General features: G+C 51.3%; 26 protein-coding genes. 7 read left to right on the forward strand and 19 right to left on the reverse strand.

The genetic code is table 11. The features are described from left to right. Entirely contained in the window at positions 1–696 is a 696-nt protein-coding gene (gene hda, locus ACLPHM_RS15310) for a DnaA regulatory inactivator Hda (protein ID WP_135861645.1), read from the reverse strand. Positions 697–750: 54 nt separating this feature from the next. Between hda and purM the strand changes: the two genes are divergently transcribed. Beyond that, positions 751–1800, forward strand: coding sequence for a phosphoribosylformylglycinamidine cyclo-ligase (gene purM / locus ACLPHM_RS15315; protein ID WP_430222077.1), 1050 nt, complete (start codon positions 751–753; stop codon positions 1798–1800). Positions 1801–1804: 4 nt separating this feature from the next. Here the strand turns inward: purM and miaA are convergent, their stop codons facing one another. Both miaA and mutL read right to left on the reverse strand, forming a co-directional pair. Beyond that, positions 1805–2755 carry a tRNA (adenosine(37)-N6)-dimethylallyltransferase MiaA gene (gene miaA / locus ACLPHM_RS15320; protein ID WP_430222078.1) on the reverse strand — a complete coding sequence of 317 codons (951 nt, stop codon included), beginning with the start codon at positions 2753–2755 and terminating at the stop codon, positions 1805–1807. A 3-nt stretch (positions 2756–2758) separates the two neighbouring features. Further along, complete coding sequence (gene mutL / locus ACLPHM_RS15325) at positions 2759–4636, reverse strand: DNA mismatch repair endonuclease MutL (RefSeq protein WP_430222079.1); 1878 nt, start codon at positions 4634–4636, stop codon at positions 2759–2761. Between the two features lie 92 nt (positions 4637–4728). On the opposite strand from mutL, the gene ACLPHM_RS15330 reads away from it, so the two are divergent. Next, the gene (locus ACLPHM_RS15330; RefSeq protein WP_430222080.1) at positions 4729–5370 is read left to right on the forward strand and encodes a VTT domain-containing protein; all 642 of its coding nucleotides are present in this window, start codon (positions 4729–4731) and stop codon (positions 5368–5370) included. 103 nt (positions 5371–5473) lie between these two features. Here ACLPHM_RS15330 and ACLPHM_RS15335 read toward each other — a convergent pair whose 3' ends face one another. The 5 genes from ACLPHM_RS15335 to ACLPHM_RS15355 form a co-directional block, all read right to left on the reverse strand. Further along, positions 5474–6058 carry an HdeD family acid-resistance protein gene (locus tag ACLPHM_RS15335; protein ID WP_430222081.1) on the reverse strand — a complete coding sequence of 195 codons (585 nt, stop codon included), beginning with the start codon at positions 6056–6058 and terminating at the stop codon, positions 5474–5476. A 27-nt stretch (positions 6059–6085) separates the two neighbouring features. Further along, positions 6086–7447 (reverse strand): N-acetylmuramoyl-L-alanine amidase, encoded by a 1362-nt coding sequence (locus ACLPHM_RS15340; RefSeq protein WP_430222082.1) that lies wholly within the window; start codon positions 7445–7447, stop codon positions 6086–6088. Continuing rightward, positions 7396–7917 carry a tRNA (adenosine(37)-N6)-threonylcarbamoyltransferase complex ATPase subunit type 1 TsaE gene (tsaE, locus tag ACLPHM_RS15345; RefSeq protein ID WP_430222083.1) on the reverse strand — a complete coding sequence of 174 codons (522 nt, stop codon included), beginning with the start codon at positions 7915–7917 and terminating at the stop codon, positions 7396–7398. Before tsaE ends, ACLPHM_RS15340 begins: the two co-directional genes overlap by 52 nt. Before the next feature lie 156 nt (positions 7918–8073). Further along, positions 8074–9006, reverse strand: coding sequence for a bile acid:sodium symporter family protein (locus ACLPHM_RS15350; RefSeq protein ID WP_430222084.1), 933 nt, complete (start codon positions 9004–9006; stop codon positions 8074–8076). A 181-nt stretch (positions 9007–9187) separates the two neighbouring features. After that, a complete protein-coding gene (locus tag ACLPHM_RS15355; protein WP_430222085.1) occupies positions 9188–10087 on the reverse strand; it encodes an AEC family transporter in 900 nt (299 codons plus the stop codon). Between the two features lie 541 nt (positions 10088–10628). Here ACLPHM_RS15355 and ACLPHM_RS15360 point away from each other — a divergent pair. The 5 genes from ACLPHM_RS15360 to ACLPHM_RS15380 all read left to right on the forward strand — a co-directional run bounded on the left by ACLPHM_RS15360 (position 10629) and on the right by ACLPHM_RS15380 (position 16764). Continuing rightward, positions 10629–11495 (forward strand): LysR substrate-binding domain-containing protein, encoded by an 867-nt coding sequence (locus ACLPHM_RS15360; RefSeq protein ID WP_430222086.1) that lies wholly within the window; start codon positions 10629–10631, stop codon positions 11493–11495. Between the two features lie 176 nt (positions 11496–11671). Further along, positions 11672–13741 (forward strand): LamG-like jellyroll fold domain-containing protein, encoded by a 2070-nt coding sequence (locus tag ACLPHM_RS15365; RefSeq protein WP_430222087.1) that lies wholly within the window; start codon positions 11672–11674, stop codon positions 13739–13741. 9 nt (positions 13742–13750) lie between these two features. After that, entirely contained in the window at positions 13751–13945 is a 195-nt protein-coding gene (locus ACLPHM_RS15370) for a hypothetical protein (protein ID WP_430222088.1), read from the forward strand. Positions 13946–13966: 21 nt separating this feature from the next. Then, positions 13967–16141 carry a phosphocholine-specific phospholipase C gene (locus tag ACLPHM_RS15375; RefSeq protein WP_430222089.1) on the forward strand — a complete coding sequence of 725 codons (2175 nt, stop codon included), beginning with the start codon at positions 13967–13969 and terminating at the stop codon, positions 16139–16141. 122 nt (positions 16142–16263) lie between these two features. Continuing rightward, the gene (locus tag ACLPHM_RS15380) at positions 16264–16764 is read left to right on the forward strand and encodes a hypothetical protein (protein ID WP_430222090.1); all 501 of its coding nucleotides are present in this window, start codon (positions 16264–16266) and stop codon (positions 16762–16764) included. 48 nt (positions 16765–16812) lie between these two features. Here ACLPHM_RS15380 and gspF read toward each other — a convergent pair whose 3' ends face one another. Genes gspF through gspG form a run of 11 tightly spaced genes read right to left on the reverse strand, consistent with a single transcriptional unit; the run spans position 16813 to position 26792 of the window. Beyond that, on the reverse strand, positions 16813–18015 hold the full coding sequence (gspF, locus tag ACLPHM_RS15385; RefSeq protein ID WP_430222091.1) for a type II secretion system inner membrane protein GspF: 1203 nt from the start codon (positions 18013–18015) through the stop codon (positions 16813–16815). A gap of 2 nt (positions 18016–18017) precedes the next feature. Further along, positions 18018–19433, reverse strand: coding sequence for a type II secretion system ATPase GspE (gene gspE, locus ACLPHM_RS15390; protein ID WP_430222092.1), 1416 nt, complete (start codon positions 19431–19433; stop codon positions 18018–18020). Next, a complete protein-coding gene (gene gspD / locus ACLPHM_RS15395) occupies positions 19433–21721 on the reverse strand; it encodes a type II secretion system secretin GspD (protein WP_430222093.1) in 2289 nt (762 codons plus the stop codon). The genes gspE and gspD overlap by 1 nt, the downstream gene beginning before the upstream one ends. A 21-nt stretch (positions 21722–21742) precedes the next feature. Then, positions 21743–22459: a type II secretion system protein N gene (gspN, locus tag ACLPHM_RS15400; protein ID WP_430222094.1), complete on the reverse strand. Its 717-nt coding sequence runs from the start codon at positions 22457–22459 to the stop codon at positions 21743–21745. Further along, on the reverse strand, positions 22456–23043 hold the full coding sequence (locus ACLPHM_RS15405; protein WP_430222095.1) for a hypothetical protein: 588 nt from the start codon (positions 23041–23043) through the stop codon (positions 22456–22458). Before ACLPHM_RS15405 ends, gspN begins: the two co-directional genes overlap by 4 nt. Continuing rightward, complete coding sequence (locus ACLPHM_RS15410; RefSeq protein ID WP_430222096.1) at positions 23040–24014, reverse strand: hypothetical protein; 975 nt, start codon at positions 24012–24014, stop codon at positions 23040–23042. Before ACLPHM_RS15410 ends, ACLPHM_RS15405 begins: the two co-directional genes overlap by 4 nt. Positions 24015–24016: 2 nt before the next feature. Beyond that, a complete protein-coding gene (gene gspK, locus ACLPHM_RS15415; protein WP_430222097.1) occupies positions 24017–24901 on the reverse strand; it encodes a type II secretion system minor pseudopilin GspK in 885 nt (294 codons plus the stop codon). Further along, a complete protein-coding gene (locus ACLPHM_RS15420) occupies positions 24898–25524 on the reverse strand; it encodes a PulJ/GspJ family protein (RefSeq protein ID WP_430222098.1) in 627 nt (208 codons plus the stop codon). Before ACLPHM_RS15420 ends, gspK begins: the two co-directional genes overlap by 4 nt. Continuing rightward, positions 25521–25892 (reverse strand): type II secretion system minor pseudopilin GspI, encoded by a 372-nt coding sequence (gene gspI, locus ACLPHM_RS15425; RefSeq protein ID WP_430222099.1) that lies wholly within the window; start codon positions 25890–25892, stop codon positions 25521–25523. The genes ACLPHM_RS15420 and gspI overlap by 4 nt, the downstream gene beginning before the upstream one ends. Beyond that, a complete protein-coding gene (locus ACLPHM_RS15430) occupies positions 25889–26365 on the reverse strand; it encodes a prepilin-type N-terminal cleavage/methylation domain-containing protein (RefSeq protein WP_430222100.1) in 477 nt (158 codons plus the stop codon). Before ACLPHM_RS15430 ends, gspI begins: the two co-directional genes overlap by 4 nt. Next, entirely contained in the window at positions 26340–26792 is a 453-nt protein-coding gene (gspG, locus tag ACLPHM_RS15435; RefSeq protein WP_430222101.1) for a type II secretion system major pseudopilin GspG, read from the reverse strand. Before gspG ends, ACLPHM_RS15430 begins: the two co-directional genes overlap by 26 nt. Positions 26793–26854: the final 62 nt, after the last annotated feature.

The raw sequence follows: 26854 nt of genomic DNA on the forward strand, positions 1-26854 counted from the left end.
CTACTCAACAGAAAGAAGGCCTTCGGCCAATAAATCTCGGAGCAACGGCAGGGTAATGTGCCGTTTGCGCGTTAGGGAATAACGGTCCAGTGCATCAATTAGGTTGATGAGCTGGCCCATGTCGCGTTCATAGTGGGTTAATACCCAGTGCATGACCTCTGGGGTCAGGTGCAAACTTTTTTCTAAGGCACGGGTGCGCAGCGCTTCTTCACGTTCCGCATCCGATAAGTGTTGTAATCGGAATACCAAATCCCAGCCTAGCCTCGTGCGTAAGTCTTCACGTACTTTAGTAGCCAGTGGGGCAAATTCACCGGAAACTAGGATAATAAAGGCTTGGCTGGATGCTGCACACTCGCGCCAGCGATTGTACAGAGCAAATATTGCAGCTTGTCCTGCCGCGCTGAATTGTTCGATATTGTCAATAGCGACCAGTGGTTGGGTGAAGGATTCGGCCGAGATTAGCTTCTTTAGCTGCGCAATAGAATCAGAAGCACTAAAATAGACTCCGTGATGACGCGCAGCCATGGCTTGCAGCAAATGCGTACGACCAACCCCAGGCGCGCCATATAGATAAATGGCGCGACCAGACTGACACTGCATCAGGGCGTTTAACACTTCCTGATTGGAACCGATAACAAAGTTATCCAGTGTTGGTGTAGGGGTTGGAGAAATATCCAGAATCAGTTGTTGGTTCATGTGTCGTACAATCTCATCCAACCTGTAATTCTTACATATCCCACGGCTTTTCTCATGACAAACAATCAATCCGTATCATTAACCTACCGCGATGCTGGGGTAGACATTGACGCAGGGGATGCCCTTGTTGATCGCATCAAACCTTTAGCCGCTAGAACCATGCGCCCTGGCGTCATGGCAGGTATTGGCGGCTTTGGTGCCCTGTTCGAGGTACCTAAACATCTCAAAGAGCCCGTATTGGTCTCTGGCACTGACGGTGTCGGCACCAAATTACGTTTGGCTTTTGACTGGCAACGCCACGATACCGTTGGTATTGACCTGGTTGCCATGAGTGTTAATGATATTCTGGTTCAGGGTGCTGAGCCATTGTACTTTCTGGATTACTTTGCGTGTGGAACTTTGTCAGTGGATACCGCTGCACAAGTTGTCGCAGGTATTGCCAAAGGCTGTGAGCTCTCCGGTTGTGCACTGATTGGTGGCGAAACAGCAGAAATGCCTGGTATGTACCCCGAAGGCGAGTACGACTTGGCAGGTTTTGCGGTGGGTGCTGTAGAAAAGTCACACATCATTTCTGGCCAAAACATTGAAGCTGGTGATGTGGTGTTGGGTCTGGCATCTAGCGGTGCGCACTCCAACGGTTTCTCGCTGATTCGTAAGATCATCAGCCATGCCAATGCGAAGCCTACAGACCTGTTAGATGGTCGCCCATTGTCTGACGTAGTGATGGAACCTACACGCTTGTACGTGAAATCCATGTTGTCGGCGTTGGCAGCACACCGCGAAGCCATTAAAGGTATGGCTCACATCACAGGCGGTGGTTTGTTGGAAAACATCCCACGTGTTCTGCCTAAAAACACAGCGGCACGTATTCAGCGCGATGCGTGGGAAATGCCAGCTCTGTTCAAATGGTTGCAAGAAAACGGTGGCGTGGCTGACGAAGAAATGTGGCGTGTGTTTAACTGCGGTATCGGTATGGTAGTTGTAGTGCCTGCTGCTCAAGCTGACGTGGTTGCAGCACACCTGAGCGAGCAAGGCGAAACGGTATACCGTTTAGGCGAGATCGTAGAAAGGGTTGCAGATCAGCCACAAGTGTTGATGGTGTAACACATTAGGCGGTGGGCCAGACCTGAGCGGCAGCGTCCACCACCACTTCCGCTTTATGCGGATTCAAGCAGTCCATACTAAGCCGTTGCGGGTCACTACGCAGCCAAGTCAACTGACGTTTGGCTAGCTGTCTGGTGGCAGCAATGGCTTTTTCTATGGCGTCGTCTTGTGAGCATTCGCCATCCAAATGTGCCCATAGCTGTCGGTAACCCACGCAACGAATAGATGGCAGCGTAGGGTTTAGGTCGGGTCGCGCATACAGGGCCTGTACCTCGGCAAGCAGCCCTGCATCAATCATTTGTCGGTAGCGCAAAGCAATCTGAGCATGTAGCCAGGCTCGGTCAGAGGGCTCTAGGCTGAGGGTGTGAAACGGAATGCTGGGTTTTTGGCGTTCTTGTTCTTGTAACCACGCACTCATGGGTTTTCCACTGATCTCGTAGATTTCCATAGCACGTTGTATACGTTGGCTATCGTTAGGGGCCAAACGTGCGGCTGTGATGGGGTCGTATTCTGCTAGCAACTGGTGCATAGCGGGCCAACCTAGTTGTGCCGCTTGTTCGTCTAAACGTGCGCGCACTTCAGGGTTAGACGATGGCAGATTATTAAGCCCTTCACGTAGCGCTTTGTAATACAGCATCGTGCCACCACAGAGCAGTGGGTAGCGTCCACGTTGCCAAATCTCTTGTATGAGTTGTGTGGCATCCGTAGCAAAGTCTGCAGCAGAGTAGCTTTGTGCAGGGTCGCGAATATCGAGCAAATGATGCGGTACTAAGGCTTGTTCTTCGGCGCTGGGTTTGGCCGTGCCTATGTCCATACCTTGGTAGATAGTGGCCGAATCCATCACGATGATTTCTATGGGCCACCGTTTGGCTAACGCCAAGGTAGAGGCACTTTTGCCCGCAGCGGTAGGGCCGGTCAAACAAATGACCGGCAGGCGTGAGGTATCTGTACTCATGTTTTATTGTCCACGCAGGAAAAGTTTGTCCAAATCAGCGATGGACCAGTAAAACCAGGTTGGGCGGCCATGGTTACACAGATCAGCTCTGTCGGTGTGTTCCATGCGGCGCAGTAAAGCGTTCATTTCGTCCAGTGTTAGACGGCGGTTGGCTCGTATCGCACCGTGACATGCCATGGTGGCGAGCAACTCGTTGCGTTGTTGGGTTAATTGGGCTGAGCTGCCTAGGTTGTTCAGGTCTTGCAAGACGTGGCGGGCTAGGGCTTCGATATCGCCTCTTGCCAGCAAGGCTGGTACGGCCCGTACCGCTAAAGCGGTGGGGCCAGCCGGGCTGATTTTTAGCCCTAGCTCTTGCAAAGCCTCTTGATGGTTTTCTACCAAGGCCATATCGGTTTCAGATGTTTGGAACACGATGGGGACCAGTAATTCTTGGCAGGGCAGATCGCGCGCATCCATGGCTTGTTTAAGCTGCTCGTACACCACGCGCTCATGGGCGGCGTGCATATCCACCAGAATCATACCGTGCTGAGTCTGCGACAAAATATAAATGCCGTGCAACTGGGCGATTGCTATACCCAATGGTAGTTCTTCGGCGGCAGAGCCGGGCTCAGAGGCTGGCAGGGTTGCACCAACTGTAGCCACTGGCTCCGCTAATGAGGGAGGAGTCTGCTCTGGCAGAGGTGCGTAGAGCTTTTGCCACTGCTCGCCTTGTTGGGTGCTGTATGGCTGCTGCAGATCAAATCGGCCTTGGTGTCTGTAGCTAGGTTGCAAAGGGGCGGAGGGGGCCGAGCCTGTAGCTGTGTCACCCGCTACATAGGTAGGTGATGCAGTAGGTGGGAATGACATGACCGAGGGTGCGGAGTCATCCATCGTATGAGTTTGGTGTTCGGCTTGGCTTTGTGCCAGAGCAGCACCTAAGGTTTGCACAATAAACTTGTACACAGCCCCAGATTCGCGGAAACGTACTTCGTGTTTGGCAGGGTGTACGTTGACGTCTACTGTGTTGGGGTCTACGTTCAAATACAACGCGTACGAGGGCTGTCTATCACCGTGCAGTACGTCAGAATAGGCTTGTCGTATCGCGCTGCTGACCAATCTGTCGCGTATAAAGCGACCATTCACGTAGAGAAACTGTTGATCTGTACGGCTGCGGGCATGGGCAGGGCGAATGATTAGGCCATGCAGTGAGATCAAGCCTTGGGTTTGGCCAATGTTAATGCTTTGGCTAACGAACTCTTCCCCTAATACATCCAGAATGCGCTGTTCGATGGAGCCGCTGCGCCAGTGACGGGTGGCTTTGTCGTTATGAAACAGTCTAAAGCTGATATCGGGCCGGGCCAGAGCAATACGCTCTAAGGCGGTGACGCAGTGGCCGTATTCGGTGTTTTCGGTGCGTAAGAATTTGCGGCGAGCAGGGATGTGGTCAAACAGTTGGCGTACATCTACCGTAGTGCCGACGTTGCCGCTGGCGGCCTCGGGGTGTTGCTGGTTTTGACCTTCTAATTCCCATGCATGCGCGGCGTCTTCGGTGCGTGAACGTAAGGCCGTGCGTGCTACTGAGGCAATGGAGGCCAATGCCTCGCCCCGGAAGCCCATAGAGGCGACGGCTTCTAACTCAGACAGACTACGGATTTTACTCGTGGCATGACGCGTGAATGCCAAGGCTAATTCGTCGGGGGGTATACCGTGCCCATCGTCGGTGACTGCTATACGGCGAATGCCGCCTCCTTCTAAACGTACTTCGATGTTGGTGGAGCCCGCGTCTAGGGCATTTTCCAGCAACTCTTTGAGTACGGATGCAGGGCGCTCAATAACTTCACCTGCGGCAATCTGGCTTACCAACAGATCTGGCAGGGCGGCGATAGAGTGACGAACTGGCATATTCTGTAATTTGTAGTGAGAGTGTGCGTATTTTGGCGGTCACGTGTTGTATAGTCTGGTTTTCCCCAAATATAGTACGACGTTGAATAACGATGCCTGAAATACTGACGATGATTTTGCAGATAGATCAAACGCTAGGGCTCTGGGTAGAGCAATATGGTGCGTGGATTTATCTAATCCTGTTCCTTATTATATTTGCTGAAACAGGTTTGGTGGTTTTCCCGTTTTTACCGGGGGATTCCTTGCTATTTATCGCGGGGGCGTTTGGTGCATCGGGTATGCTGGATCCAGTGGCTTTAGGGGCGTTGTTGTTTGTAGCGGCGGTTCTAGGAAATACGGTTAACTACTATATAGGGCGTTATATCGGCCCCAAAGTTTTTACGACGGAGTCCCGTTTTCTGGATCGCAAAGCGTTGGTCAAAACGCAGGCTTTTTACGCTAAACACGGTGGTAAAACGTTGGTAATGTCGCGTTTTTTGCCCGTCTTCAGAACCTTTGCCCCGTTTGTGGCGGGTGTGGGTAGTATGAATCAAGCACTGTTCCAGCTTTACAATACGTTGGGTGCTTTCCTGTGGATTGTGGGGTTGATTACGGCAGGTTATTTCTTTGGCAATGTACCCATTATCAAAGATCACCTAAACACCATCGTATTGATTGGGATTGGCGCAGCAGCCGTGCCGGTTGCGGGTGGTTTGATCTGGAAATTGGTACGACGTAGTGCTGAGAAGCAGTAGAAATAAAGCCTGTTAGAGACCGACATTAACAGCAATAGTCTACAAACAATTTGCCCCCACATCCGAATAGGATGTGGGGGCAAATTGTTGAGAGCGTTATGGCTTATTGGCGTTTCAGTGCCATACCCAGCAGCAGCATGCTCCAGCCTTGGAACAGCAAGTCTACGGATAGGATCAAACCCAATACCCACAAGCTGTTTGTAGGCCAGCCAGCAGCAATAATCAGACCTACAACCAAGGTCAGCAAACCAGACCAAGCAATCCAGCCACCACCTGCTTGTGTACGGTTTTGTAGCCATACCCACAAACGGAAGAAACCAGACGCAATCAGCGACGCACCAAATACCAAGGTAAGCACTTCAGCACCTACTAATGGGTTTAGGATCGCAATCACGCCAGCCACTAAATACAGCAAGCCGCTTAATGACCAGAACAAGAAAGAGCGCCAGTTTTTGCAGCTCCACGCGTGTACGATTTGCAATGCACCACCAATGGCCATCAGCACGCCAATAAACAGCACGCTTGCCAAGGTGGCACCAACCACGTAGATAAACGCAATCAGACCCAACACCACAAATGCAGCACCCAAGCCCATCAACCAACCGGGGCGCAACTGTGACTTCCATGCATTGATCAAGTCATTGGGGTTAGGAGGAGTGTTCTGCGGCTGAACAGGTTCAGTGCTCATGTAAATCTCCGGTGGTATGCAAAAAGGTTAGCCGTGGTTAGCCAAGGCTACGCCCGATGAAAAATAGTCGTTGATGCCAGACAGCATCGCTTGAGCTAATTTATCTTGGTGACCTGCACTACGTAGCAAACGTTCTTCGTTAGGGTTACTAATGAAGGCGGTTTCAATCAGGATAGAAGGAATATCCGGTGCTTTCAGCACAGCAAAACCAGCGCGTTCTACCTGACGTTTGTGCAGTTGGTTGATCTTGCCAATCTCAGAGAGAATGCCAGAGCCCACACGTACGGAGTCATTGATCTGCGCAGAAGTGGACAAATCTAACAGTACCTCGGCCACTTGACGGCTTTGGCCACCGATATTGACCCCACCTACTAAGTCGGCTTGGTTTTCTTTATCGGCTAACCAGCGGGCTGCTGTACTGGTTGCCCCGTTTTGGGACAGTGCATAGATGGATGACCCACGCGCAGAGGGTTTAATCCACGCATCGGCATGAATGGAGATAAAGAGATCGGCCTTTACACGACGAGCCTTTTGTACGCGTACGCCTAGCGGCACGAAGAAATCTCGGTCGCGAGTAAGGTAGGCGCGCATGTTGGGTTGCGCATCAATTAAGCGTTTTAGGCGCTGAGCGATTTGCAGAACCACATCTTTTTCGCGTGTACCACCTGGGCCAATCGCCCCTGGGTCTTCACCACCATGACCTGGGTCTAAGGCAATCAGTACCGGGCGGTTACGGCCTGGTGCCTGATTGACGCGAGGCACTGTGGTTGTGGGTGGTGGCGTAGTAGGTTGCGCAATGCGGGGTACTTCTTGACCTTGCACAGACGGGGGCGGAACCACTGGCTGGTTTTGTGCCAAGCTTTCTAGCACACCAGCTAAGGGGTCGTTATCGTCAAACTGTTGCAACGCCAAGAGAGGATCGGCCGCTACACGTGGGTACAGGTCTACCACCAAACGGTATTTGTACTCACCTACCGGTTTAAGCGTAAACAACTGCGGGGCAATGGGCTGTTTAAGATCCATCACCAAACGCACCACGTTATCGCGGTTTTGGGCGATACGGATGGTAGAGATATACGGATCATTGGGGCGAACTTTAGACACTAGTTCCTGCAGCGTGCTATTCATGGTGAGACCTTCAATGTCTATCACCATACGATGCGGGTTTTCTAGTGTGAAGTGTTCAGCTTTTAATTCGGTATCCATTTCCAGCGTGACGCGCGTGTAGTCGTCAGCGGGCCACGTACGCACAGCCACAATGGCGCTGGCGTGAGCGACGCGAGGAACAATGGGTAAGAGAATCAGCGAGGACGCGGACGCCAGCAAGCGTCGGCGGTTTATGCTTTGGGTGGTAAATTCTGAATTTTTGTTTTGATCAGTTCTAGCCATGATTGCCCCTTCTTGCTGTAGGCCGAGAGATTGATCTGCCTGCCCGGTTCGCAATAGTCAAACGTGATCGTTAGGTCGGGAGTGGGTAACAACGCACCTGCTTGATCAGGCCATTCAATGAGCACAACAGCATTTTCCTCAAGCATATCACGAAAACCCGCATCTAACCATTCTCGGCTATCGCTAAAACGATAAAAATCAAGATGATACGCCTTTAAGCTAGAAAGATTATAGCTTTCTACTAGACCGTAACTTGGGCTTTTGATACGCCCCGTTACACCTTCGTGTCGTAAAAAAGCTCGCGTGAAACTGGTTTTTCCTGCACCTAAGTCGCCAATAAGGTGAATGTGGCCACCATTATCGTTAGCGGAGCACACCAACGGCGACAGCCATTCGGCCACTTGCTGGGTGACGGATTCGTCAGCCGCATACAAATCTAGGCTAAGCAAAGGAGCAGGTTTAGTGGTCATGACTATAAAAGAAAGAGGCAGTATGTAGGGTAGCAAAGAGAGTGCAGCAAGGAGTGTACCTAATGACGGGGTGCTGTCACCAGTTCACCCTTGCTGTGACTATCGAGTGTTGTGCTGCCTATATATAGATATAGAGGGAGCCACAAGAGCCGGAGGCTACTTTTTATCGTTTAGTTTGGCGTAGAAGTTTGCCAATATCGCACCACTGATGTTGTGCCAAACGCTAAATAGTGCACTTGGAACCGCCACAATAGGATCAAAGTGTTTGCTGGCAAGTGCTGCGCCTAAGCCACTGTTCTGCATGCCTACCTCAATAGAGATGGCTTTACGTTGTGCCAAGCCTAACCCCATGATGCGGGCAACGATGTAACCAAACAGATAACCAAAAGTATTGTGCAGGATCACAATAGCAATGATGATCAAGCCAGTTTCTTGCAAACGCGCTTGGTTCAGTGCCACAACGATGGCGACGATCATGACAATGCCAGCCACCGACACGATGGGTAGCACAGGGGTAATTGTGGAGACGCGGGCACCCAATAACAGGCGTACCACTAAACCCAGAGCAATAGGCACAATCACAAAGTTGATGATGGACATCATCATGGCGTAGAAAGAAACGTCAATGCTTTCAGCGGCCAACAACTTCAGCAATAGCGGAGTCATGAATGGGGCTAGCAATGTGGTTATGCTGGTAATCGTTACGCTCAGCGCCACATCACCACGAGAAAGATAGGTGATCACGTTGCTGGAAGTACCGCCTGGGCACGAACCTACCAGCACCACACCCAGTGCTAGCAGTGGGTCAATGTTGAAAAGCTTGACTAAAGCCAGAGCCAGCAACGGCATGATAATGAATTGAGCGCATACACCTAGCAGAACTTGCAGAGGTTTTTTTACTACCTCAGAAAAGTCCTTTACTGTCAGGGTTAGGCCCATACCGAACATGATTATCCCTAAAAAATAGACGATTAAGTCTTTTAAGGGGACAAACATCTGAGGGGAGAAAAAGCCCAACAGAGCAAATAATAAGGTCCAGATGGCAAAGGTTTTACCAATGAACTCAGAAAATAGATTTAGAAAACGCATGGAAATCGTAAACGGTTAAGTAAGCAGAGGAGTGCTTGTAAAAAGCCACATGATGATTGCTATAAAAACAGCTTTTGACTGTGGGTGACTACTGACGTATCCGTGTCAGAGATGGAAACCGTCGTTGTCAGTATCACGGTGTAGCAGATTCCATGTGATGTTGAATCTGTAGTTGCAACCATCATGATAAAGAAAATTGAATCCAAAGAGGTAGTGTTAGTGCCGCCAGCAGTGTGCCTAATGACATCGTAGTGGCGACCAAGTCACCTTTACCGCCCATGCGGGCCGCCAGTACGTGAGCTGACGATGCGGTAGGTAAGGCGGCAAACAGAATCAGCATTTGTGTTTCTAGTGGTGATAGCGCCAGTAACTTGCTGATGAATACGGCAGAGATAGGCACGATCAGCAGTTTGACCGCAATAATCCAGCCCACTAAGCGTTGAGCACCATGCAGCGCCTTAATAGAAATAGTGGCCCCCACGCAGAGCAAACCAATCGCCAAGGCACATGCGCCTAAACGGCTTAGCGCTGTGTTAATGGGAGTGGGCATAGAAATATCCAGCAAGCTAAAGGCCAAGCCTAAGACGGTTGCAATAATGAGCGGGTTTGCCAGAATTTCTTTGTACGGGTTGCGATTGCTATTACGAGCCAGTGCATGCACAGCCAAGACGTTCACTATAGGTACAGACAGCCCTACAAATACCGCCATGATGGCTACGCCATTAGGGCCCGCCAAAGCAGAGGCTAAGGACAAGGCCAAATACGTATTAAAGCGAAAGGCGCATTGTTGTAGCGAGGCGTGTTGTAAGCCGTCGCATTTTAAGATTGGTTTTGCTAACCAGGCCGCGACAGCACCTACGGCAGTAAGGCACACGACGGCAGCTAAGAGCAAGAGAGTCTCATCACCTTGCAATGAGGTCTGGCTAATAGAGTAGAAGAGCAGGGCGGGAAACAGCACGTAGTACACCAGCTTTTCAGCGTAGCTGAAAAACTCACCTTGAAAGCCTAGGCGGTGTTTCAACAGGGCGCCCAGAGCTATCAATAGGAAGTCAGGCAGTATCAGTAGAAAAGTATCGAACATGCTGGAAAGTCTAGGCTGGTCGCGCAATCTGTTAGATTACGCTATTTTCATTTGCCCGTACCAGCCTAAAGTCTTTATAATTTTGGGCTGTGGCTCCATAGTTAAATGGATATAACTTTCCCCTCCTAAACAAAATTGGGCACGCCTAAGCGAAAGCTTGGCAGTGAATGCGCTTAAATTCGGTGAACCCCCTGTGCAAACGCGGCAATACCGAGCGAAGCCTCGCAAGAGGAACGTGTAGAGACTCGACAGGCGCAGCCTACGGCAATTTGCTATGGCTAAGATAGAGTCCAGACTACAAACCTGTGCAATGCAGGGCAGTGAAAACTGTAGTGGTACGAAGGGAAGATTACAGGTTCGATTCCTGTTGGGGCCGCCATCTATACCGCCTATTTTCAAAACAGAGCGGTATCAAAGCGCAGAGCATGGCGTTTCTCGCTATCATCTACATTCTGTCATATTGGGCTTTTATGATGCAGGAACGGCATCAGGGCGGCGTGTGCTGCACTGAGCCTTGTGTCCCTGTTTTGTAGTGCCAACGATGATCTCCCTGCCATTTCAAGCTTTTTTGCTGGTTGCCCAGCATGGCAGCATTACCTATGCTGCGCAACGGCTAGCCCTTAGCCAACCTACCATCACCAACTATATACGGCAGATAGAACAACGCTACGGTATTGAGCTGTTTTATCGGCAAGGTAAAGGGCTGGTTATCAGCAAAGAAGGGCAGCACATATTGCCGCATTTGCTCTTACTGCAGCAGCAAGCCACGCAAGTGGAGTTCATGCTGCGCGACTATAAAAAAATGCAGGGCGGCTGTTTACGGGTGGGGGCGACAGGCCCGTACTACATCATGGAAAAAGTGCATGCGTTTCAAGCACGCTATCCTGCGGTAGAAGTCTGTTATCTGCAAAAAAACTCTGTAGACATACTTAATGCGGTACGCAATTACGAGCTAGAAATAGGTACGTCGTCTTTACTCATACAAGACGATGCTATGCGCTGCAAAGTGTTGGCGCAGGATCAGCTTTTTTTCGTGTGTCATACGCGTCACCCCTTGGCAAGAAAAACGGCAGTGTCATTAAACGATCTGGTGAAGCACGACTTCTTAGTGCGTGAGCAAGGGTCTATGACACGCCATATCGTATTGGACAGTTTGCAGCAGCACGATGTGAAACTGGCCTCCCTCATCGAGGTGGGTAGCCGCGAAGCCATCCACTGGGCGTTGCGCCACAACATGGGCTGTAGCTTGTTGCCCCAACGTGAAATCCCTCCTTTCCCTGATGTGCGGACCATCCCGCTATTGGATGTGTCATTGCCGGTGCACGAGTACGTGTATTTCTTGAAAGAGCGCCAAGAAACGGCAGTGATACAAGCCTTCGTCGATACCTTGGAATTGACCGCACCTTAAATTTTGTAATGCATGCATCAAGAAAAGCATGGTTGCTGTCATTCACCTATCACTTCGCCTCGCGATACTGGCACATGTTCCTGGTTGTACGTGTGTGCAACGTATCACTTGCTGTAGGCATGACAAAGGTTGGTGTGTTTTGTCGCGCGGTATGGCGATTTTAAAGAAGCTCTATCATGACATTGGTTCCTCTTCGTAAGAAAAAAGGTTGGCGCGCAGGAACAGTTACCGTAACGGTGCTGTTGACCGCATTATTAAGCGCGTGTGGTGGCGGTAGCGATGATGACGACTCATCAACAACCACACCGCCAGAGCAAAGCTTTGGTGCTCTGGGCGGTAAAAAAACACTAGTCGTTCATGTGGATGGATTGGTGATGGAGCCATTGCAGGCAGCATTATCCATGCATCCAACCTTGCAGGAACTCGGCGAATTGCTGCCACTGCGCAGCGGTGGTTACGCCGGAACGTCATCGGAACAACAAACTAAAGCCTTGCCAAGTTGGGCTTCGTTGGTAACAGGCACATGGGCGGTTGAGCATGGCTTGAGCACAGTATTGCCTAGCACTGGTCCTGCACTCAAAACACCAACGGTTTTTGACTGGGTAAAACAGGCTGATCCAGAAGCGCAAACAGCATTGGTGGTGAGCACGCCTGACTACCTCACAACCTTACAAACGAACGTGGATGACGGCGACATTACGGCGTTATCAGAATGCGCCAATGACGATGGCTGTGTGACCACGCATAGCCGTGAAGCGGTTGTGAACGGTGATGATTTTATTTTGGCGCAGTACTCGGGCCTGCTAAAGCTCTCTGATCAGCATGGTTTAGGTTCAGCGCAATATAAACAGCAGTTGCAAACGGTGTTGAGCGACCTTGACGGTTTAGTCGCATTGATCGGTGAGCGTGAGGCGTTGGCGGCTGATGAATCATGGCAGATCGTGTTGGTGGGCAGCTATGGCATGGACGAGTTCGGCTCGGTATCGGGCGCACAGTTCGAGCGTAATAAAACCGGTTGGATGTTGAGCAATATTCCGGTGAGTGACACGGTTATTGCCGCAGGCGATGTGTCTCGCGGCGTGTTGGATCATGCGGCTATTGTGGACGTACTGCCTACGGTGTTAGCGGGTATGGATGCAGCACCGTCAGCCGGTAACTACGCCTTTAACGGTAACGATCTACGTAACCCGGTTCAATTGACCAAACTGGTCTATGACTACAACCTCAGCACGTACAACTTAGTGCTGGAGTGGACGTTATACAGCGATGCTCAGTTTGCTGCACCGGTGGAAATTTATCGTGAAGGTCAACTGTTAGCGAGTGTTGATGCCACGACTCGTCGTTATGTGGATTACATGATCCCTAGCGGCCCAGAGGGTGAGTTGCTACCACTGCGTTATGAGATCCGTACTCAAGGTGGTACGGCAGCAGTGCAAACCGTTGTATTGCCTCCGCCTATGTTGAATGCCAGCGTGCTAAACGGCATGGTGCTGTACTACCCATTCTTGAACGGTAAAGCAGATGACGTGAAACAGGTCTCTACCTTCACGCCATGGAACACGGCTAACCCAGGTGCCACATGGGTGACCAATGCCAGCGACTTGCCCTACAAACCCTCCACTACACCTAGTGCCAATAGCGCCTTGATGATGGATCTGGGTGCATACAAACAAGGTGGTTTAGCCGGTTACAAGCTGAATATGGCCAATGCCGATGTGACGACAGATCCTTCCGTTGAGGCATTCACGATTGGTTTCTGGTTCAAAACAAACGGCGTATGCATAGGCGGTGGTTCGTCTGTTTTGGCGAACAAAGACTACGACAGCGGTAACAACCCTGGCTTGGCAATTGGTATGTTTGCTAACTGCGAGCTGCGCTTCAACACCGGTGGTGGAGGCAATAGGGATGAACTGCAAAACTTTAGCTTAACGCCTAATGAGTGGGCGTACGTAGCTGTAGCTGTGGATAAGAAAAACAAACAGCTTTATGCCTATTTGATGGACCCCGTCGCAGGTCAACAAAATAGCCAGAAAGATATGGCAGATGCTCGTGTGAAAGCCATTGGTGGCACGGGAGCCGGTCTGATGGGCTTTGGTGACGACGTGACCGGCAAGTACTCCAAAAACTACAGCTTCACCGGCGTGAAAAGCTACAGCGATTTAGCCGTGTGGAACCGTCTGTTGACGCTAGATGAGGTGAAAAACATTTATGCCTCGCGTCAGCCTATTTCTGCCTTGCACCCTTAAGGATTAGTTATGTTCACATCAACGCAATTTTCGCGTCCTGCTATATGGGGACGTTATCTGGGCCGCCTGTTTTGTGTGGTGGCACTGAGCATAGGACTGGCCGCTTGCGGTGGTAGTAATGACAGTGATGATGATTCGCCTACTACGCCTGAAAAACCAGATCCTTCCACTCCTCCCGCCGCAGTGATTCACTGTGCTCCTTAATTGCAGGACAAGATAAACGTCATGAGTGTATCCAGAAGAAATTTTATCCGTGGTATGGCAGGTAGCAGTGTGGCTGCTAGTGTGTTGGCTGCTTTCCCGCCCAGCATTAAACGTGCATTGGCTATTCCGGCAAATTCACGTACCGGCACGATTGAGGATGTAGAGCACATTGTGGTGCTCATGCAGGAAAACCGTTCCTTTGACCATTACTTTGGCACCATGAAAGGCGTGCGTGGTTTTGGGGACAGGTTTACGATTCCAGCACCTAACGGTCGATCCGTATGGGAGCAGCATGATAGTGCGGGCAAAGAAATCACGCCCTATCATTTGGATAGCAGCAAAGGGAATGCGCAGCGTGTCAGTGGTACACCACATACTTGGGTAGATGGTCAATTGGCGTGGGATCACGGCCGTATGACAGAGTGGGCCAAGCACAAACAAGCGCATTCTATGGGCTTTTACCGTGAAACAGAGCTGCCTTTTCAGTTTGCGATGGCTAATGCGTTCACTATCTGTGATGCCTACCATTGCTCTATGCACACAGGTACTAACTCGAATCGTTTGTTCTTGTGGACCGGCACCAACGGCCCTACTGCTACGAACGAAGCGGTGGTGAACAATACCTTGGATAGCATAGGGACATCATTGGTGGGGTTTGAGTGGACAACCTACCCTGAGCGTTTAGAGGAAGCAGGCATTAGCTGGAAGGTATACCAGAACATGCCAGATAACTTTACGGATAACCCTTTGGCTGGCTTTAAGCAGTACCGTAAAGCCAATGTGGCCTCAGGTAAGCCAGTGGGCGTGTTGTTCCCTGCTTACCACCCCGATGATGACGCCAAAGCACCGTTGTACAAGGGCATCGCTAACACCATGCCTGATGGCGGGATGCTGCAACAACTACGTGATGATGTACAGAACAACGCCTTGCCACAAGTGTCGTGGATTGTTGCGCCAGCCAACTACTCCGAACACCCAGGGCCTTCCAGTCCAGTACAAGGTGGTTGGTACACCCAAGAAGTATTGGATGCATTAACCGCTAACCCTGAAGTCTGGAGCAAGACCGTTTTACTGGTGAACTTTGATGAAAATGATGGTTTCTTTGATCATGTACCATCACCATCAGCGCCTTCGTATAACGCAGACGGTTCACTAGCAGGTAAAACAACACTTGCTGTAGAGCAAATGGGTTATGAGTACTACACACATAAAAAACCTAGTAGTGCAGGCAGCCAGCCTACACCGGATAGAAAAGTGTATGGCCCAGGTATTCGTGTACCCATGTATGTGATTTCGCCATGGAGTCGTGGTGGGTGGGTGAACTCGGATGTGTTTGACCACACCTCTGTGATTAAATTTATAGAAGCGCGTTTTGGCGTGATGGAGCCTAACATCAGCCCATACCGTCGTGCTGTATGTGGTGATTTGACCTCTGCCTTTAACTTTAAGACCCCTAACGATGAACCCTTGCCATTCTTGAAAGGTCGTTATACCAAGGGTGAGGCGGACTCTATTCGTGCTGCTCAACAGGCATTAGCACAGGTGCCACGTCCATCCATTACTAAGCTTCCAGCGCAAGAAGTGGGTGTACGTCCATCGCGTGCTTTGGATTACCACCTGCATGTGAGTGCACGTTGTGATGCAAGCTCTGGTGTGTTGCTGATGTTTAGCAATACTGGTAAGCGTGCGGCGGTATTCCATGTGTACGACAAGTTGAATCTGGATCGTTTGCCACGTCGCTACATGGTAGAGCCAGGTAAAACATTGGAAGATACTTGGGATGTCGTGAAGGACAACGTGGGCCGGTATGACTTGTGGGTATTGGGTCCTAATGGTTTCCATCGTCACTTCAAAGGCAATACCAGCAACCTGACCTTCAACCCCGCTAATCCTGAGATCCGCGTGTGTTACGACGTGACCAATGGCGATGCCTATGTGGAACTGATGAACGGCGGTAAAGAGGCATGTACGTTTACCGTGCAAGCTAACTTCTACCGTGAAGATGGTCCATGGGTAGCAAAAGTAGGTCCAGGTGAAAAACAGAAATTGGCTTGGGAGCTGAAACAGAGCGGTCATTGGTACGACTTCTCGGTGAGTTCAGATTCTGATCCAAGTTATGTGCGTCGATTTGCTGGTCGTGTAGAAACCGGCAAGCATGGCGTGAGTGATCCGGCATTGGCTTTGCAGGATTTCTAAGCTAACGCTGTACTAGGCAGGCAAACGCCCATGAGTTTCTCATGGGCGTTTTTTATTGGTATGGGTGCGTGGCTAAAGGATAATAGGGCAGAACATCAGCGATTGTGCAAAGGAGTCAAATAGTGGCCGTGAACCTTGCAGCCGAGTTAGTGCGTATTAGCGAACTTGATGAGATAGAGCGCGCGCACGCTTATGAAGACCTTATGTATGATGCGTCCAGCTTGGTTGAGCAGGGCCAGATTGAAGCGGCGTTACCTATACTCGGGGTGCTGGCAGAGTTGGATCCCTACGATGATTTACTACAGGCGGTCGTGGAGCCTGCTATCACGTATTTAGAGGCATTAGGGCGTCGAAGCCCCATACCTCTCTCAGACATCGAGCACGATTTGTTGCAGCGTTTTCATACGTTGGCGGACGATAAAAAATATGTAGCTGTGGCAACGAGCTTATTTAGAAGCTATGAGCACAAAAGACGCGATGCGCTGATGTTGGCGTTGGTCTATGTGGATAAGCTGCCAGAAGCAGCACGCAATCCTAAGGTTGGGGCATTAGCGGCACAAATTCATAAGGCCCTAGCGCAACCTATAGGCGTAGAAAGTGTGCGTATAGGCGATAGCTGTTGAGGTATCGTTGCGTGAGATACGACGTATGGTGAGGTCAACATGATGGGTTTATTGAATCAACTGATTCAATTCAATAATAGGCAGCATCACAGCCAACACAATCAGCATCACAAAGCCGCCCATAAATAGAATCATCAGAGGCTCTAAGATGGCTGTGCTAGTGGTGGCACGTTGTTCCAATTCAGTAGACAGGGTGTTGGCAGCACGCTCAAGCATGAGCGCTAATTGCCCTGTGCGTTCACCGCTTTGCACCAAGTGTATTAATAGCGGTGGAAAGCCTTGGTGTTGGCGTAAGGCCGAGGCAAGGCTAGAGCCTTCCTGTACAGCGAGCGTACTTTGGGCGATGGCTTGCTGTAAGTGGGTGTTGCGTATGGTGCGTTGTGCGGCTTGTAAGGCCGCCAATAACGGGACGCCACTGCTATTTAAAATCGCTAAGGTAGACGCAAAGCGGGCAATATCCACGCCTTGTAAGTATTTCCCTAGCAAGGGGGCTTTCAGTAGTTTGGCATCCCAGGCTAAGCGTAGTGAGGGCACGCGTAAGGCAAAACGCCAACCAACAATCGCTATACCTAGAACAATCAGACACACCACGCCCCATTCGCGGGTGAAGTCACTTAACCAAATCATGGCTACCGTTAAGGGTGGCAAGCTATTTTGGGTTTGTACAAAGGCGTTGACCACCTGCGGTACGACATAGCTCAGCATAAAGATCACGATCAATACCGACACAATGCTGACGATCACTGGGTAGATCAGGGCATTGGTGAGCTTGTTACGCAGTTGGTGGCGTTTTTCTATGTAGTCCGCCAGTTTGGTCAGCACGGTATCTAACTGGCCTGAGTGCTCACCGGCATCCACCAAAGCGCGATAAATGTCGGGAAATATGTGTGGAAATTGCCCCAAGGCTTGGCCCAGACGTTGCCCCGATCGTATTTCTTGGCGTATGTGGCGCAGCACCTGCTGTGTCGCAGTACTGTCGCTTTGTTCTATCACGGCGGTTAAGGCTGCCTCTAAAGGCAGTTGCGCATCTAACAAACAGGCCAGTTGGCGGGTCATCCAACTTAACTCTCGGTCGCCTAGTTTTAAGGAGCGCTTAGAGTGAACTCCTGTGCGCGATTTGGCGCGTAGTTTGAGTACCAATAAACCTTGCTGGGCGAGTAGCGACTGTGCCTGTTCGGGCGTATCAGCTTCAATAAAGTCCTGTATGGTTTTACCCGCAGCATCAATAGCCTGATAGTGAAAGTACGTCATGGCTAATGTTCTCGCGTGACGCGTTGCAGCTCTTCTTCTGAGGTTTGGCCACTATCTAACCAGCGCAAACCGTCATGGTGCAAGTCGTGCATGCCGTGTTCTTGGGCATGGTGGCGCAGCGTGTGGGTATCGGCGTTTTGGCTAATCAGGCTACGTAAGCTGTCATCCACCACAAATAGCTCGTGTATGCCAGTACGCCCTCGGTAGCCCGTGAATCCACAATGCTCACAGCCCTGTGGGTTACGTTGTGCGCGCCCAGAGGCGATGGGTGTTTTACAGTGCTCGCATAGCTTACGGATAAGCCGTTGAGCTAAGGCTCCTTGCAGCGTACTGGCGAGCAAAAACGGTTCTATACCCATATCAATCAAACGTGTGACGGCGGATACGGCATCGTTGGTGTGCAAGGTGGCTAATACCAAGTGACCCGTCAGCGATGCTTGCACGGCAATTTGTGCAGTTTCTAGGTCGCGGATCTCACCAATCATGATGACGTCGGGGTCTTGGCGCAGGATGGCGCGCAGTGCCGTGGAAAAGTGCAGATCAATGCGCGAATTTACTTGTGTTTGCGAGACGCCAGCCAAGTCGTACTCAATAGGGTCTTCGACGGTCAGGATATTGGTGGTTTGTGCATCTAAACAGCCAATGGCGGCATATAAGGTGGTGGTTTTACCGCTACCAGTTGGGCCAGTCACCAGCACAATGCCGTGGGGGCGACGTATCAATGAGGTCAACTGCTGGTAATGGGTAGGGGCTAAGCCCAACGCAGCTAACTCTAATCTGCCAGCTGATTTGTCCAGTAAGCGCAGCACAGCGCGCTCGCCGTGACCCGTGGGTAGGGTAGACACGCGTACATCAATGGCACGCCCCCCTACACGTAGCGAGATACGGCCATCTTGGGGCAAGCGTTTTTCAGCAATGTCCAATTTAGCCATGATCTTGATACGTGAGATCAGGGCGTTATGCAGGGCACGTTTGGGCTGCACAATATCGCGTAGCGTGCCGTCTATACGAAAGCGCACCACCGACCGGTTTTCAAAGGGTTCTATGTGTATATCGCTGGCCCCTTGGTTAGCAGCTTGGGTCAGCAACGCGTTGATCATGCGGATGATGGGGGCATCATCGCTAGACTCCAGCAAGTCCTCTACCTCAGGCATTTCATGCATGAGGGAATCCAGATCAATCTCGTTGCTAGCGGCATCCATGACGGCTGCCGCGTTATCTTGCTGGCCGTAAGAGCTGTTTAACCACTGCTCAATTTCTTGAGCGGGCACCAGTTTGAAATCGGCTTGCCTATAGCGTCTACGTACTTCGGCCAGCGCCCAGTCTGGGGTGTCAGTACAGTGCAGCGCCTGCAACTGTTGATTGTCTTCACGCAAGATCAGGCGTTGGGTTTTAGACCAGCTATAAGGCAATAACATTAGTATTGGCCTCGCATGTCTAGCTGCGATTGCTGTAATGGCGTTAAATCTGGCAACGCATTTGGGCCACCAATATTGCTAAACCACAGGTCATTAAAGGGCATGGCTTGTTGGGTAGAGCGCATGTAGTTGTAGCGGTCCAACGTCAGGCGCTGGCTATCTTGCTGGTCGCGCACAATGTGGGGGCGCAAGAAAATCATCAGGTTGGTTTTGGTGCGTTTACGTGTTTCATAGCGAAACAGGCTACCTACCACGGGTAAGCTGCCCAAAATAGGCACGGCAGAGGTGCTGTCATGGGTGCTGTCTTCCAACAAACCACCCAATACAATCACTTGGCCATCATCTACCAGCACATTGGTTTCCAGCGCTCGCTTGCGTGTGACTAGCGTGGATGAGCTCATCGACATATTGGGGTCTATGCTGCTGACCTCTTGGTACAAGGCCAGTTTCACTGTACCGCCTTCTGAGATTTGTGGGCGTATACGTAAGGTCAACCCCACGTCTTCACGCTCAATGGTTTGAAACGGGTTGCTGGATCCATCGCCAGAGGTGGTGTATTGCCCCGTCACAAAGGGGACGGTTTGGCCCACGATAATGCTGGCTTCTTCGTTATCCATGGTGAGGAGGTTAGGCGTGGACAAGATGTTAGCTGCGCCATTTTTTTCCAAAGCGCGTGCTAATACACCCAAGTTAACGATCTCTTGGCCTAGTACGTTGACAGTACCTTTCACCAAACCAAGGCTTAGGCCTTGCCCCAGCGCATCCAGTGTGGTGGCACCGGTGATTGTCGTGCCTACACCGCTACCTCCTAAGTTAGTACCCCCAACAAAACCGCTACCGCCTTCACCCAAATGGCTACCGCCCGCCATCCACTGAATACCAAACTCAGCGGCATCGTCAGCGTTGACTTCAATGATTAAACTTTCTACCAGTACTTGGGCACGACGTTGATCCAGCAGATCAATTACCTCACGTATGCTGCGATACAGAGGTGGTGGGGCAGAAATAATTAAGGTGTTGGTGGTGGGATCGGCTTGGATGGTAGCGCCCCCTGCTGAGACACTCACTGGCTGCAAATTGGTGGGTTGTGGCAATGCGCCAGAAGCCATCAAGTTGTTTTGCATGGTGTCGGCATTGATGGCTGTGGGAGCGGGGTTAGCGTTGGCAGAGGTTGCTGCTGGCATAGCTGATCCCATACCGGTTGCGGGGCTTTGTGGGTTTAAGCCTTCCAGTGCTCCCTTTAGTACCTGTGCTAAATGGGTGGCCTGCGCATTTTTGAGGTACACCACATGCAGGTTGTTGGGTCTGGCGTTAGGCGAGTCGATTTTGTAGATCAGGTCCTTGGCCATCTCCAATCTGGACGAACTACCGGCACGGATAATAATAGAGTTTGTACGCGGGTCAGCCACGATTTGCGTGCGTGCATACGGTTCGCTATTGGCGTCGTTCAGCAGTTGATTCGCCAAGGCTGCCACGTCCAATGCCACGCCGTGTTCGATGGTGATGAGCTCAGTGTTTAAGCTGTGTGAGGTATCAATGCGCGCAATCACATCGGCGACGCGAGCAATGTTGTCGGCGTAATCGGTAATCACCAAGCTGTTGTTATTGGGGTAGGCGGTGATGGGGTTGCTGGGCGATACCATAGGACGCAGCACAGCCACCAAATCAGCGGCTTTTTCGTAGTTCAGATTAAAGACCTGCGTGACAATTTCGCCGCTAAGGTTAGCCAGCTCTGAGGCTGAATAGCTGACGGCACTGGCGTGTACTTTGGCCTCGGCTTCTGGCACGACTTTGCTGCTGCCTTCACTGTGTACGACAGCAAAGCCTTGCATACGCAATGCACCTAACAGCATGCTGTAGGCTTGCTGTGGGCTAACCGGTACTTCTGACACTAACGTGAGCTGACCTTGTACACGAGGGTCTACGATAAAATTTCTGCCAGTAAATCTTGCCAACGTACGCACAACCTGTGCCAGGTCCGCTTCCACAAAGTTTAAGGTCAGGGTGTCACCGGGGTTTTGTGCGCCTATAGGGGCAGGGGCCGATAACCTAGGTGTTTCAGCCGCTTGCTTCCACGTGGAAGCCGGGCGCACAGGGCGTCTAGAACTCTCGCCTACGGTACGGGTGGCTGCAGGTTGAGCATACGCATCTGCGGCAACCGTTCTGGAGGTTTGGATGGTAAGCGGGCTAGAGGGCGGGCGGGATTCTGACTCTGACAAGGTACTACAGCCTTGAAGTACCAAAATGCTGCTTAATGCTGCTAACGGGAAAAAACGTTCAATACGCATAACAAAAATCACGCCAAATGATCAAGGTGCAGTCTGCAGGCGAATAGCAGCACGTCCATCGTGGACGGGGCCTAGCAGGTGCAATAACGGTTGTAAGGCAGCAAAGTATTCTGGGCTGCTGTAAGCCTCCCCGGTAAAACTCCAGGGTTGTGTGGCGCCGAAGCTGCCCTGACCACGCAGTTGCAGCGGGCCGTGTTCGGTACGTAGTTGCAGTGAGGACGATTTAGCCAGTTGTAGGTCTAGTACATACGAACCCAAGGGGCGTAAGGAGCTGACGGCTACAGAGGCGTCCTGCCAGTGCAATTGCAGATCTATGGCTGCAGGTGAGTTGGCATAGAAGGTGGGCCAGCTTAGGCTAAGGTTGCCTTGGGGTTGCAGCGATGCCAGTAACGGGTGGACGCTGCTTAACAGGCTGGCCGGTAGTTGCAAGCGCGATTGACCAATACTGAGTCTGGTACCGTTCAGAGTCAGCAGTAAGGGTTGAGCCAGGTCATCGCTGTTGATCTGTAGTTGGGGCCACGGAGTCCAGTTCCACTGCCAGTGAATACGCGAAGGTAGCGCTTGTGGGTGTTGAGTATTCACGATGAGTTGTGAACTTCCTTTCCATAGAGTGCCTTCACTGACATTAAGTTGTAGAAAGGCTGGCATCAAAACGTGTAGCCAGGATGCGGGTGCAGCCACTAGAAAACCGGCTGCAAACGCGAGGGCAGCCATAAGAATAAGAAGAATTCGTGTCATGATTGTGACACTCCCTCAGTAGCGGGAATTTGGTATTGCACGGTCACGGTCCCACTGAGTACGCCGGCTTGTTCTCTTCCTTCAATGCGTGATCGAGAAAGCTTAGTAGCCGTAATGTGTAGATTCAACGAAGCAGGGGTGTGCAGCAGCCACACCAGCGCCTCTTCAGCGGGCACCTGCTGTAAGCGTAATTGCCAGCTGTTTGTGTGATCAGGTAGGGAAACCAACGTGGCTTGATCGTTTTTAAACGGCTGCAAACTGTTTTGTAGTGCCTCGTATACCTCAGTAGGCGAGTACTGTGCAGTAGGTATTGCGGTAGGTGTGGGCTGACCTAGTAGCGTTTGTAGCTGAGTAAATTCGTAGTGTGCGACGCGTAGCTGCTGCGAGTGTTGTTGTGATAGCTGCCACAGTTGAAACGCGACGTATCCCAGCACCAAAAAAGGCAGACACCATAACAGTACACGTACACGCAACCGTTCTCGTGGTGTTTGGCGCTGCCACTGTTGTTGCAGGCCAGAAAGTAAGGGTTGCAGACGCTGGTCTATACGCTGACGTAAGTGCAGTAAGGATGAGGCCGGTTTCATGGTGTTAAGGGTTGTAGTTGCAGCACAAGAGGGGCTTTCTTCGGCTCATATACCCACTGCAATCCTTGTGCTTGCAGTTGTGTGTGGGTCTGTTCCAGTAAGGCGTCTACGGATTGCGTATTGCTATCGGGTTGTAGTGTGATGCGTAGGGTGTGATCGTCCCAGGCTATGGAGTGCACGGCAGGGGCTAAGGGCTGCAGCCATTGGGCTGATCGTTGCAGTAACGTTGGCAAGCTAAGCGCAATAGACGGATCGGGTTGGCCTGTACTTTGCAGCGCTTGTTGAGCTTGCTTGAGGGGAGCTATCACCACAGGCAACTGCGGCCACCGTTCACTCACGGCGTGCTGAGCCAGGGTGTGTAGCTGCTGCAGTTCGTGACGTTGTTGACGGGTGTGTACATACAGAGCAGCCACCAATACAGCCAACGCGATTAATGTCCAGCCTAGTGGGCGGCGTAGTCGTTTTTCTAATGGGGTGTGATGCTGCAGTTGGGCGCCTAATTCCAGCGCTTTACTCCAGACATAGCAGGTGGGGGCGTTAGCCTGTGTTTTGCTGAGGCAAACAGGTTGCATCAGCACACGGTTTACCCCTAGCGCATGCAGACTATGCAGCAAGGTTTGCAAAGGGGCTCGTTCTGTCCACGCGACGCTAAAGCCGTGATCGGGCAAAGGCTCATAACAAAACAGATGTTGTTGTAGTGGTGCCAGCAGCATTTGCTGTAAACGGCTTTGTATGGCCATGGCTTGCTGAGCTTTTTTGACGGGTGGAATACGAATGGTGGTATGCACCGTATCCAAGGTGTGCACCATCAATAGAAATGGCACTGTTGCAAACTGTTGGGCCAATTGCCTAAGCGTAGCGTTGCCTTGTCGTGTAATGTGTTCACGCTTGTAGATCAGCGCAAACGCCACCTCACTCTCTACGGTGAGGTGCTCTAGTTCAGGCAGCAGAATTTGTAAATGGGTGCGCATGATTAATACCGTATCCAGCGAATGAAAGCTTGTGAGCCTTTGCGTTCTACTAGAGCTTGCAACGATTGCTGAGTGCCGGAAATCTCCAATAGTCCCTGCGCACTAAACCACTGGCTTTTGACGCCTAACGTGCGAGCGGGGATGGACACTCCAGGGGGGAGTTGCAAGCTGAGGTCCGAGGCTTGGTTAAACCATCTGCCTTGATCTCGTTGCGTGGTGAGCCGTACCGCATCGGCAAGGCTTAAATCGTCTATGTAGCTATGCAGCACTTGGGGGGAGGCCATATTGATGTTTAGCAGCGTATCGGGGGGCAGCAACGTGGTGTAGTCATCTAAACGTGCGCGTTGTGCAGGGCTTAACGACTGTGCCGCAATGAGTTCAGAAGGCAGTCTGCCCCCCACCTGAGTGGCTGGGTGTTGAGTACTTTGATACGCCTGAGCAATTTGCTGGGCAAGAGCCGTCGCTAAGGTTTTGGGTAGTTGAACACTGTGCAGCAGCTTTTCTAACCGGGTGATTTCTTCGGGGCGAGTTTCACCTTGTCGTTGCAAGCGTAGTAGGTTGAATTTGGCTTGTTCATCGCTGAGAAAACCCGAGAAATAGGCCGTGCTGCGTTCATCTTCAATAGGCATACGGTCTATACGCTGCGCCCATAAGCCATGTTTGGTGGTAAGCGCACTATGGCGGCTATCTTGCAGCAGCAATTGACGTGTCCAATCCATCGCACCACGTAACAACCACGTGGCTTGGGTCACATCGTTTTCAATGATGGATTGTTCGCTGTATTCCGTTTGTTTGCTAATCAAGGCCGCGGCAATTGCGCTGGTGGCAAACACGATGACCAAGGCATTAATGACGGCCAGCCCTTGCTGTAACGTAAAGCGATTCATGATAGTGGGATCACCTTGCGATAGCGTACTGATTGGCCACGCTCTAGTCTGACGATGGTGATTTCTATGCCAGTCGGTGCTCGTGTGGTTTGTGTCAGCGGTAGCGGCATCCAGCCACGTGCGGGTATCCACGCGCGTGCGCTGAATTGCTGAACGTCATCCAGAACAGGGTTTTGTGTAGCAGGTAAAGCGCCAGGCAAGGTCGCAAATGGTATGCCTTGATCTCGGTACAGTACGTTGTTCTCACTGCGCCATTGCAGCCACACATTACCCACAGTTGGTGGGGTAGCCGTTTGGCGTATGGCCAGTACGTTACTGCGTGGTTGTTGCTCCCAGACCAAGGCGCTGTAGGCGGAGCCAATGCCATCCGGATGCAGCGGAAAATCGCTAAGCTCTTCATTGAACAGTGGTGAGCTTTGGCGGTGCAGTATGTCGTGCTCTAACTGCTGTAGCACAGCATGTATGGATTGATGCCGTGTTTGGGTGTCTTGCAGTTGCGATTGCGTACGCTGTATGTAATCCAACGCGCGCCACGACAGCACACTCAGCAAGCTCATGATCAGCAGCGTCACTAACACCTCTAATAAGGTGAAGCCGCGCTGTGTGGTGGCCGCGTGCGTCATGGTTGCATCAAAATGCCGTGCAAATAGGCAAAGTTTTGTTGATGATCAGGCAGCGTGACGCGCACCGTGATTTGTCTGAACTTGGCATGTTCGGTGCTAGCACTGGTGACTTCACAGTTGAACTCGTACATGCCTTGCGTACAGGGGTAATTCTGTTTTCCTGGGGAAGGGAATTGTCGTTGCAAGCGTAGTTCAGCCAGTGTGTTACTCGCACTATGCAGGGCTAGATTACGCATCTTGATAGATTGCGTGCTGCGAGTGCTGAGTTGCAGGGCTTGCAGCACAGCCGTCAGCGCAATGCTAATGATGGCCAGTGCTACCAACACCTCTACCAAGGTATAGCCTTGTTGTGATGCAGTGCGGTTCATGGTGCACTGACATCAAAATTGCCATGCAAATCTCGGCGGATAATCAACCTATCTACGCCGTTATCGAGTGTGATGAGCAAGGGGGTGTACAACCACGAGGGTTCTATCAATAGCGTGCTAGACGGTTGCAGCGTTACGTTGGTGGATCGTGCGCCACGCCATGAAACATGGGCGAGGGAGGCAGGTAAGGGCGAGTTAAAAGTTGGGTTTTCTAGTGCCTCAAACCCAAAGCCATCTTCGCGTTTTTGCCAGCGCAGTGTTTGCTGATGTTGGATGGCATAGCGCTGGGCCGCCTGAAAGCGCTGCGTCAACAGCTTGGCATCTTGGCTCACGCTGTTGTCGTAGGTAGAGGGTAGGTAATGTATGCCTACACTGGTGCTTATGCCAATGATGAACAGCACAATAATGACTTCCAATAATGAAAAGCCGTGTTGCCTAGGGTTGCGCTTACTGCCAAGAGCCAATGTCTGCATTCATTTCTTCGCCGCCGCGTTGACCATCCGCGCCAAAAGAGAACACATCCACATCGTTACTCACGCCGGGGTTGAGGTATTGGTACGCATTACCCCATGGATCCGTAGGCACTTTATCCAAATAACGCTGCCAGTTTTGTGGCGTAGGTGGTGCGGAAGGTTTTTGCTGTAACGCTTGCAGACCTTGTTGTGCGCTGGGGTAAAAACCATTGTCCAAGCGGTAGAGCTTCAAGGCTTGCATGATGCCCGCAATATCTTGTTTAGCCGCGACAACACGGGCCTGATCGGGGCGACTAAGCAGGTTGGGAACCACCAGTGCGGCCATGATGCCCATGATGACAATAACCACCATGATTTCTATCAGAGAGAAACCGCGCTGTGAGGCTTGGGCGGTTGTAGAGCGGGGGAGTGAATGCTGTGGTGTCATACTTCTTTCATTAATACATGCCAGACTCTGGGGTGGAAAAAATCATGCCGGTCAGAGCACTG

The sequence above is a fragment of the Paenalcaligenes sp. Me131 genome, assembly GCF_050487225.1.
Lineage (GTDB): Bacteria > Pseudomonadota > Gammaproteobacteria > Burkholderiales > Burkholderiaceae_B > Paenalcaligenes.

Excerpts from the sequence above, each read along its gene's own strand:
- gspK (WP_430222097.1), bottom strand. The coding sequence starts at position 24,901 with ATGAATCGCTTTACGTTACAGCAAGGGCTGGCCGTCATTAATGCCTTG.
- gspE (WP_430222092.1), bottom strand. The coding sequence starts at position 19,433 with ATGTTATTGCCTTATAGCTGGTCTAAAACCCAACGCCTGATCTTGCGT.
- ACLPHM_RS15350 (WP_430222084.1), bottom strand. The coding sequence starts at position 9,006 with ATGCGTTTTCTAAATCTATTTTCTGAGTTCATTGGTAAAACCTTTGCC.
- ACLPHM_RS15330 (WP_430222080.1), top strand. The coding sequence starts at position 4,729 with ATGCCTGAAATACTGACGATGATTTTGCAGATAGATCAAACGCTAGGG.
- ACLPHM_RS15340 (WP_430222082.1), bottom strand. The coding sequence starts at position 7,447 with ATGGCTAGAACTGATCAAAACAAAAATTCAGAATTTACCACCCAAAGC.
- hda (WP_135861645.1), bottom strand. The coding sequence starts at position 696 with ATGAACCAACAACTGATTCTGGATATTTCTCCAACCCCTACACCAACA.
- ACLPHM_RS15375 (WP_430222089.1), top strand. The coding sequence starts at position 13,967 with ATGAGTGTATCCAGAAGAAATTTTATCCGTGGTATGGCAGGTAGCAGT.
- gspD (WP_430222093.1), bottom strand. The coding sequence starts at position 21,721 with ATGCGTATTGAACGTTTTTTCCCGTTAGCAGCATTAAGCAGCATTTTG.
- gspN (WP_430222094.1), bottom strand. The coding sequence starts at position 22,459 with ATGACACGAATTCTTCTTATTCTTATGGCTGCCCTCGCGTTTGCAGCC.
- purM (WP_430222077.1), top strand. The coding sequence starts at position 751 with ATGACAAACAATCAATCCGTATCATTAACCTACCGCGATGCTGGGGTA.
- gspF (WP_430222091.1), bottom strand. The coding sequence starts at position 18,015 with ATGACGTACTTTCACTATCAGGCTATTGATGCTGCGGGTAAAACCATA.
- ACLPHM_RS15430 (WP_430222100.1), bottom strand. The coding sequence starts at position 26,365 with ATGCAGACATTGGCTCTTGGCAGTAAGCGCAACCCTAGGCAACACGGC.
- ACLPHM_RS15370 (WP_430222088.1), top strand. The coding sequence starts at position 13,751 with ATGTTCACATCAACGCAATTTTCGCGTCCTGCTATATGGGGACGTTAT.
- mutL (WP_430222079.1), bottom strand. The coding sequence starts at position 4,636 with ATGCCAGTTCGTCACTCTATCGCCGCCCTGCCAGATCTGTTGGTAAGC.
- ACLPHM_RS15360 (WP_430222086.1), top strand. The coding sequence starts at position 10,629 with ATGATCTCCCTGCCATTTCAAGCTTTTTTGCTGGTTGCCCAGCATGGC.
- miaA (WP_430222078.1), bottom strand. The coding sequence starts at position 2,755 with ATGAGTACAGATACCTCACGCCTGCCGGTCATTTGTTTGACCGGCCCT.
- ACLPHM_RS15420 (WP_430222098.1), bottom strand. The coding sequence starts at position 25,524 with ATGACGCACGCGGCCACCACACAGCGCGGCTTCACCTTATTAGAGGTG.
- ACLPHM_RS15405 (WP_430222095.1), bottom strand. The coding sequence starts at position 23,043 with ATGAAACCGGCCTCATCCTTACTGCACTTACGTCAGCGTATAGACCAG.
- ACLPHM_RS15365 (WP_430222087.1), top strand. The coding sequence starts at position 11,672 with ATGACATTGGTTCCTCTTCGTAAGAAAAAAGGTTGGCGCGCAGGAACA.
- tsaE (WP_430222083.1), bottom strand. The coding sequence starts at position 7,917 with ATGACCACTAAACCTGCTCCTTTGCTTAGCCTAGATTTGTATGCGGCT.
- gspI (WP_430222099.1), bottom strand. The coding sequence starts at position 25,892 with ATGAACCGCACTGCATCACAACAAGGCTATACCTTGGTAGAGGTGTTG.
- ACLPHM_RS15410 (WP_430222096.1), bottom strand. The coding sequence starts at position 24,014 with ATGCGCACCCATTTACAAATTCTGCTGCCTGAACTAGAGCACCTCACC.
- ACLPHM_RS15355 (WP_430222085.1), bottom strand. The coding sequence starts at position 10,087 with ATGTTCGATACTTTTCTACTGATACTGCCTGACTTCCTATTGATAGCT.
- gspG (WP_430222101.1), bottom strand. The coding sequence starts at position 26,792 with ATGACACCACAGCATTCACTCCCCCGCTCTACAACCGCCCAAGCCTCA.
- ACLPHM_RS15335 (WP_430222081.1), bottom strand. The coding sequence starts at position 6,058 with ATGAGCACTGAACCTGTTCAGCCGCAGAACACTCCTCCTAACCCCAAT.